The organism is Arthrobacter sp. JCM 19049, assembly GCF_001310435.1.
Genome location: NZ_BAXF01000634.1, coordinates 1 through 1,083, shown reverse-complemented (window position 1 = coordinate 1,083; position 1,083 = coordinate 1). Strand labels below are relative to the sequence as shown.

Here is a 1,083-nt window from a genome sequence, read left to right as displayed (position 1 = left end):
CTGCCGGGCGCCGACGGCCATCAGCCGCGCGACCTCCGGGTCCACCGAGCCGTGGGTGGAGAGCAGCTCGGCGGGCACATCCAACAGTGAGGCCTTGACCTTGGAGGAATAGGAAACCACCCCGCCCTGCAGCACGGCCGAGGAGCCGGGCACCGAGGCGAGGGTGGCGCTGATCATGCCGGCGGTCAGTGATTCGGCCGTGGCGATCTGTCGCCCGGTGGCCCTGGCCAGCTCAACAACCCGAGTTGCTAGTTCCGTATGCATGCTCCTGCCTTTCCTCCACGTGTCCTACATGTTCTAATCCTTGGCTGGCCGTCGGCGGTGGGCCTGGCCGTATCCCCTGGCCGCTACTGGGTCCGGCGCGCGTTTGAGCGCAGCTTCGCCGCCTTCACGACGTAGTCCAGTCCGGTCAGCACGGTCACCGCGACGGTGAGCAGCATGATGATCCAGGCGGTGGTGCCCAACCAGTCAATGGTGTGGGTGAACGGCAGCAGGTAGAGGATGATGGCCACGGTCTGCAGCACGGTCTTGATCTTCCCGCCCATGTCCGCCGCGATCACCCCGTAGCGGATGACGGCGAAGCGCAGCAGGGTGATCCCCACTCGCGCACCAGGATCACGATCGTCACCCACCAGGACAGTTCGCCGATGATGGAGAAGACCACCAGCGCCGAGCCGGTGAGCAGCTTGTCCGCGATCGGGTCGGCGATCTTGCCGAAGTTGGTGATCAGTCCGCGGCTGCGGGCCAGGTCCCCGTCCAGCTTGTCGGTGTACATGGCCACGGCGAAGATCGCCACCGCCACCCAGCGCCACACCCCCTGAGTGGAGTTGTCGGCCAGCAGCGCCCAGACGAAGAAGGGCACCATGATGATGCGCACCGTGGTGAGCACATTGGCGATGTTCAGCGTGGGAACCGGGGCTTCACCGCTCGCGGGATTGGTCATCAATTACCGTCCTGTCAGGTTCCAGGCGTCCTCGCCCGATTGGTCGTCACCGTCGTAGTAGTCCACCGCGGCTTCCCGGCTGTCCAGGTCCGCGGCCACCTCGTCCACCGGGCCGGCGTGGTTCACGTTGGCCTCGTCCA

The 1,083-nt window shown here is 66.0% G+C and carries 1 protein-coding gene and 1 pseudogene; both read right to left on the bottom strand.

Annotated elements, in window-relative coordinates; genetic code table 11:
* The coding region (locus JCM19049_RS15120) for a CinA family protein (RefSeq protein WP_279403338.1) at positions 1-264 on the bottom strand (264 nt) is incomplete at its 3' end.
* Between the two features lie 83 nt (positions 265-347).
* A pseudogene (gene pgsA, locus JCM19049_RS15115) lies at positions 348-943 on the bottom strand (CDP-diacylglycerol--glycerol-3-phosphate 3-phosphatidyltransferase).
* Positions 944-1,083: the final 140 nt, after the last annotated feature.